This is a genomic window from Mycobacterium sp. 1165178.9 (assembly GCF_001673555.1).
GTDB lineage: Bacteria > Actinomycetota > Actinomycetes > Mycobacteriales > Mycobacteriaceae > Mycobacterium.
Map to the genome: position 1 here is coordinate 1 of NZ_LZMB01000042.1, position 4,921 is coordinate 4,921.

A 4,921-nucleotide genomic window follows, 5' to 3' on the forward strand; every position below is an offset into this window, starting at 1 on the left:
CCGACGAACTCGGGCCGTCGTGGGTGCGGGTCAACAGCATCCGGCCGGGTTTGATCCGGACCGATCTGGTCGACGCGAGCGTGATCCAGTCACCCGAGATCAGCGGCGACTACGCGCTGTGCACTCCGCTGCCACGGGTCGGCGAGGTCGAGGACGTCGCAAACCTGGCCATGTTCCTGCTCAGCGACGCCGCGACCTGGATCACCGGTCAGTGCATCAACGTCGACGGCGGACACATTCTGCGCCGTGGCCCCGACTACTCGTCGATGATGGAACAGATGTACGGCGCCGACGCGCTGCGCGGAGTGGTGACACCCTGACCCGTCGCCACGCTGAGTGAAGCGGAGATGCAATGAAGCGACTCGAGGGCAAGCGGATCTTGGTGACGGGCGCCGCGTCGGGCATCGGCCAGGCCACCGCGCTGCGCTTGCTGGACGAGGGTGCCGCCGTCGCGGCATCCGACGTCGCCGCCGACGGCTTGGACAACACCCGGGCGCAGGCGAAGGAAGCCGGCACCGCCGACCGGCTCATCACGATGCCGCTGGATGTGGGCAGCGAGGATTCGGTGGTCGACGGGGTATGCCTGGCCGCCGAGCAGTTGGGCGGGCTTGACTCACTGGTGAACGCCGCCGGCATCCTGCGGGCGGCGCACACCCACGAGACCAGCCTCGACCTCTGGAACCAGATCGTCGGCGTCAACCTGACCGGAACCTTCCTGGTGGTTCGGGAGGCGCTACCGTCGCTGCTGGCGAATTCGCGCAGCGCGATCGTGAACTTCAGCTCCACGTCGGCCTCGTTCGCCCACCCGTACATGGCCGCTTACGCCGCGAGCAAGGGTGGCATCCAGGCTTTCACCCACTCGCTGGCGCTGGAATACGCGAAGGACGGCCTGCGCGCGGCGTGCGTGGCACCGGGCAGCATCAAGTCGGGCATCACCGATGCGACCGGCGGATACATCCCGAACGACGCCGATTGGTCGCTGTTTGGCCGCCTCATGCCGATCCTGCCGACGACGGTCGAATCCAGCGGCGCAGGCATGGCCGAGCCCGGCGCGATTGCCGGCGTCATCGCGATGCTGGTGTCCGACGACGGCGCATGGATCACCGGTACCGAGATCCGCATCGATGGCGGCACCCACGCCTAATGGCGGCGACCCGCCGCTCCCGGCTTCGCCGCGCTTGCGATCGCCGCGCGCCTACTGGCGGCGACCCGCCGCTCCCGGCTTCGCCGCGCTTGCGATCGCCGCGCGCCTAAAGGCTTCGCCGCGCCACGCGCCTAGTCAGTTGACGCAGGGCACTCCGCCGCCGTCGATCGGCTTTCCCTGATCTGGCGTCGGGTAGGTCGTGGTCGTGCCGTTGTAGTAGTACGTCTTGGCCTTGGTCGACGTCGTCGTGCTGGAGCTGGTGCTCGTCGTGTCGTCCATCTGAGTCTCGTCGGGTGTGGGCATCGAGAAATTGGTGTCCACGGTCAGCCGGATGTGTCCGGCCGCGATGGCAGAGCTTGGCTGCTTGGGCGCGTCCACGCCGAGCAGGCTCGCCAGGTTGAGCGCATCGGTCTGCGCACCCGCGCCATACTCCACCGTGGTGGTGGTCGGGTCGCCCGATTCGCGGTCGCGCACCTGGCCCGGCGTGAAGCCCTTCTTTTTCAGCGCGCGCGACACCTGGGTGGCCAGACCACTCATGGCGCCGGAGTTGACCACGTCGACCACTGTGGACGGGTCGGGTTTCACGGCGGTGGTGGTCGACGCGGTCGTCGATGTGTCGGCACCGATCGCCGCGGCCACCTCGGACTTGATGGCCGCCGGGTCGACGATGTTGACGTCCTGGCCGTCGATGTTGTCGTAGCGCACCACCGGCAGCGTTCGGAACTCGACGTTGCCGCCGGCCAGCCCACCGAGCCGTTGGATCATGTCATCGTTCCAGCCCGCCGAGAGCACAACGTCTTTGCGCGCCACCGCCATCAGGTTCTTCAGCTTGTCGATGTTGGTGAAGGTGCCCGCGGCCTGCAACTCCTGCATGACCGACGAGATGAACGCCTGTTGCCGGTGGGTGCGGTCCAGATCGCCGTTGTCCAGGCCGTGCCGCTGTCTGACGAACGACAGCGCCTCGGACGCATCCAGCCGTTGTCGCCCGGCCGGGAAGTCGGCGCCCGAATACTCGTCGTAGACAGGGTGATTCAGGCAGACGTCGACGCCGCCGAGGGTCTGTGCCAGATCGAAGAAACCGGCCAGGTTGACCTCGGCGAAGTAGTCGATGGGGACGCCCGTCAGGTTTCGCACCGCGCGCAGCGTCGCCGCCCGGCCGGCCTCGCGCCCCTTGGTCTCGAGCTCCTTCTGAGTGATGTCGCCCTGGTTGGCCAGCTTTTGGGCGACGTACTGTTTGGTCAGCCCGTACGCCTCTTTGATCTTGATGTGGTTGTAGCCCGGGACCCCGGTGAAAGGCACCCAGTCGTCGCGGGGGATCGAGAAGGCGACGACTTTGTTGTCGGCGCTGACGTGCACCAGGATCATCGTATTGGTGTTGTAGCCACCGTCGTCGGACTCGCCGGCGTGCAGATGCTTCAGAATCGAGTTGGGCAGGTCGTTGCCGTCCTGATCTTTACGCGAATCCAGCCCGATCAGCAGGATGTTCATGTTGTCGCCGCTGGACCGCGGATCGTCCGGCAGCAGGGCGTTCGACACGGTGATACCACCCAGCGCGCCGTGCGCCACGTAGTACCCCGCCCCGGTCAGGCCCACGGCCACCACCGAGACGAGCGCGCCCAGGGTGCGCGTCAGCCCCTTGCGGAAACGGGAGGGTTGACGGACGGCTCGATGACGGCGATGGGCGCCGCCCGAGCGGGCCATCACAAACCTCTGCCCACGCCCAGCGCATCACCAGGCACCGCAACGGTGCTTTGCGGCGATATCGCTTCAAGCATGGTGACAAGTATGCGGTAGCTTGCTGTGAAGCCTCCAATCGAGAGCACCCGTCACAGGCCCTGCGCAGGCGCGTTCGTCGGGCCCGGCGGCGGCGGTTCGCGCTCGCCGCAGCCTCTCTACCAGCACGTTTTGCCCGGCCGCGGCTTGGTGGTCTCGCGAAGGTCTCGGGCGCGTCACACCGCCGCCCGGATCGAGCCGAACTTGTTACCGAGCGGATACGGCCCAGCGCTCCCAACGCCGCCTCACCGCGGCCAGCAAACCGCCTCGGTCAGCTATCGGGCTCTGACCAGGTCCTCGCCCGAGCTGTAAAAGAGCGTGATGTTGGTGCCGGTGACGATTTCGGCGAGGTAGACGCCGACGGGTTCGATCTCGTAGTAGTAGCGGATGTTGCCGCCGTTATCCAGCGTCGACGCGCACGCAAAGCCCGGCGCACCGCAGCGCTGCTTGATGGGTACGGCGAGGAGGGCGAGCAGTACGACGACGGCAAGGCCGACGACCAGCGGGAACCTGCCGACTGTCGGCCCCGATCTTGCTGGATTAACCACGGTTGGAGTGTAGGCGGCTGATCCAGCGGCTTCAGTGGGCGGCTCGGGACCGGCGTCGGGGCAGATCGAGTATCGCCGCGGGCGTTTGGGTTCCCGGGTACGGCGGGTACGCGGCCATGAGCCGAACGAAGGACTGAGCATGATCGATACCCGCCTCAGGCCGTTTTCGGCGGAGCGGCCGAGAGATTCCGAGCCATCGCAGCCGGGCACTCCCAGCGAGACGCCGGAGCGGCTGACGCCAGCGGAAACGCCCGAACGGCTCACGCCGGCGGAACCGCCCGAGCGCTTGACGCCGTCCGAACCGCCCGAGCGCCAGGCGCCGGAGTAACGAACACGATTGGAGAGCAGACATGCGCGCCGAGGAAGGCGATGAAACCGTCAAGGACTACGCGAACGAGGGACGAGAAACCCTCGGCCGCATCAAGGCTTCGCAGCACGGGGGCGGTCGCCTCGGCGACATCGCCCGGCGCTTCGCGAGCCTGTGGCTAGGCCGGCGCGGTACCGAAGAAACCGGGCCTGCGTCGTAAAACCATCACCGAAGAACTAATTCGGCGCGGGCGCAGGGTGCCGGTGGGCCCAGGGGCACGCCTCTTCGAGTTGCGCGGCGAGCCGCAGCAGATCGCCGTCCGCGCCAAGCCTTCCGATGAACTGCACACCCAGGGGGAGTCCGGCATCCGTCCAATGCAGCGGCACACTGATCGCCGGACGGCCGGTGAGGTTCGCAAGCTGCGTATAGGGCACCCAGCCCAGACTCTCCTGGATGAGGTCATCGAGGATTCCGCTGAGCCCCATGAGTTTTCCGGCCCGGACCCGGCTGACCAGCCGTGCCACCCGCTGCAACACGCCCGACGTCGTCGTGGCACCGACAGCAATGGGCGGGGTGGCCAAAGTAGGCGTCAGTAGGAAGTCGTAGCCGGCGTGGAACGTGGCCAGGGACTGGATGTAGTCGTTCCGGTTTTCCAGCGCGGCCAGCACGGGCAGCACACCGCCGGAGCGGCCCAGTTCGGCGATGGCCAAGGTGTCGGCCTCAAAGTCGCTGTCGCGCGCACCGATTCGCTGTTTGATGTCGGCGACTTGGTGGTGTAGCTGGCCGAACCAGATGGTCAGGAAGTCGCGCCCCAGCGCGGCGTCGTCGTAGGGCGGTGCGACCTCCTCGACGTGATGGCCCAGCTCGCGAAGGAGCGCCGCGGCTTTTTCGATCGCCGCAACGGCCTCGCGATGCGGCCGAGCGTTGATGGCCGAGCGCGCCGAGTAGCCGATTCTCAGCGTCTCTGGGGGCTGCTTGATCTGTTCGCCAAACGGTCTATCGGGCATTGCAACTCGGTAGGCGGCACTCGGGTCTGGCCCGACGATCGCGTCGAGCAGCGCGGCACTGTCACGCACGGTGCGCGACACGACTCCCTGGGTCGCCATGCCCAGCATCTGTTCACCCGTCTGCGGGCCGTACGGCGCCAAC

The 4,921-nt window shown here is 67.2% G+C and carries 6 protein-coding genes; 3 read left to right on the forward strand and 3 right to left on the reverse strand.

Annotated elements, in window-relative coordinates:
* A partial coding sequence (locus tag A5652_RS02330) for an SDR family oxidoreductase (RefSeq protein WP_156745109.1) occupies positions 1 to 320 on the forward strand: 320 nt, incomplete at its 5' end.
* Between the two features lie 32 nt (positions 321 to 352).
* Entirely contained in the window at positions 353 to 1,144 is a 792-nt protein-coding gene (locus A5652_RS02335) for an SDR family NAD(P)-dependent oxidoreductase (RefSeq protein WP_067346243.1), read from the forward strand.
* Between the two features lie 135 nt (positions 1,145 to 1,279).
* Here the strand turns inward: A5652_RS02335 and A5652_RS02340 are convergent, their stop codons facing one another.
* Both A5652_RS02340 and A5652_RS02345 read right to left on the reverse strand, forming a co-directional pair.
* A complete protein-coding gene (locus A5652_RS02340) occupies positions 1,280 to 2,845 on the reverse strand; it encodes an LCP family protein (protein WP_156745110.1) in 1,566 nt (521 codons plus the stop codon).
* A gap of 347 nt (positions 2,846 to 3,192) precedes the next feature.
* Positions 3,193 to 3,465 carry a hypothetical protein gene (locus A5652_RS02345; RefSeq protein WP_067346247.1) on the reverse strand — a complete coding sequence of 91 codons (273 nt, stop codon included), beginning with the start codon at positions 3,463 to 3,465 and terminating at the stop codon, positions 3,193 to 3,195.
* A gap of 350 nt (positions 3,466 to 3,815) precedes the next feature.
* Here A5652_RS02345 and A5652_RS28000 point away from each other — a divergent pair, with 350 nt between their 5' ends.
* Positions 3,816 to 3,992 carry a hypothetical protein gene (locus tag A5652_RS28000; protein ID WP_197513711.1) on the forward strand — a complete coding sequence of 59 codons (177 nt, stop codon included), beginning with the start codon at positions 3,816 to 3,818 and terminating at the stop codon, positions 3,990 to 3,992.
* Between the two features lie 16 nt (positions 3,993 to 4,008).
* On the opposite strand, the gene A5652_RS02350 is transcribed toward A5652_RS28000, so the two are convergent.
* Positions 4,009 to 4,921: amidase (locus A5652_RS02350; RefSeq protein ID WP_197513713.1), on the reverse strand; the 913-nt coding region annotated here is incomplete at its 5' end.

Bases quoted from the DNA above. Each gene is read 5' to 3' on its own strand.
- A5652_RS02340 (WP_156745110.1), bottom strand. From the start codon at position 2,845: ATGGCCCGCTCGGGCGGCGCCCATCGCCGTCATCGAGCCGTCCGTCAA.
- A5652_RS28000 (WP_197513711.1), top strand. From the start codon at position 3,816: ATGCGCGCCGAGGAAGGCGATGAAACCGTCAAGGACTACGCGAACGAG.
- A5652_RS02335 (WP_067346243.1), top strand. From the start codon at position 353: ATGAAGCGACTCGAGGGCAAGCGGATCTTGGTGACGGGCGCCGCGTCG.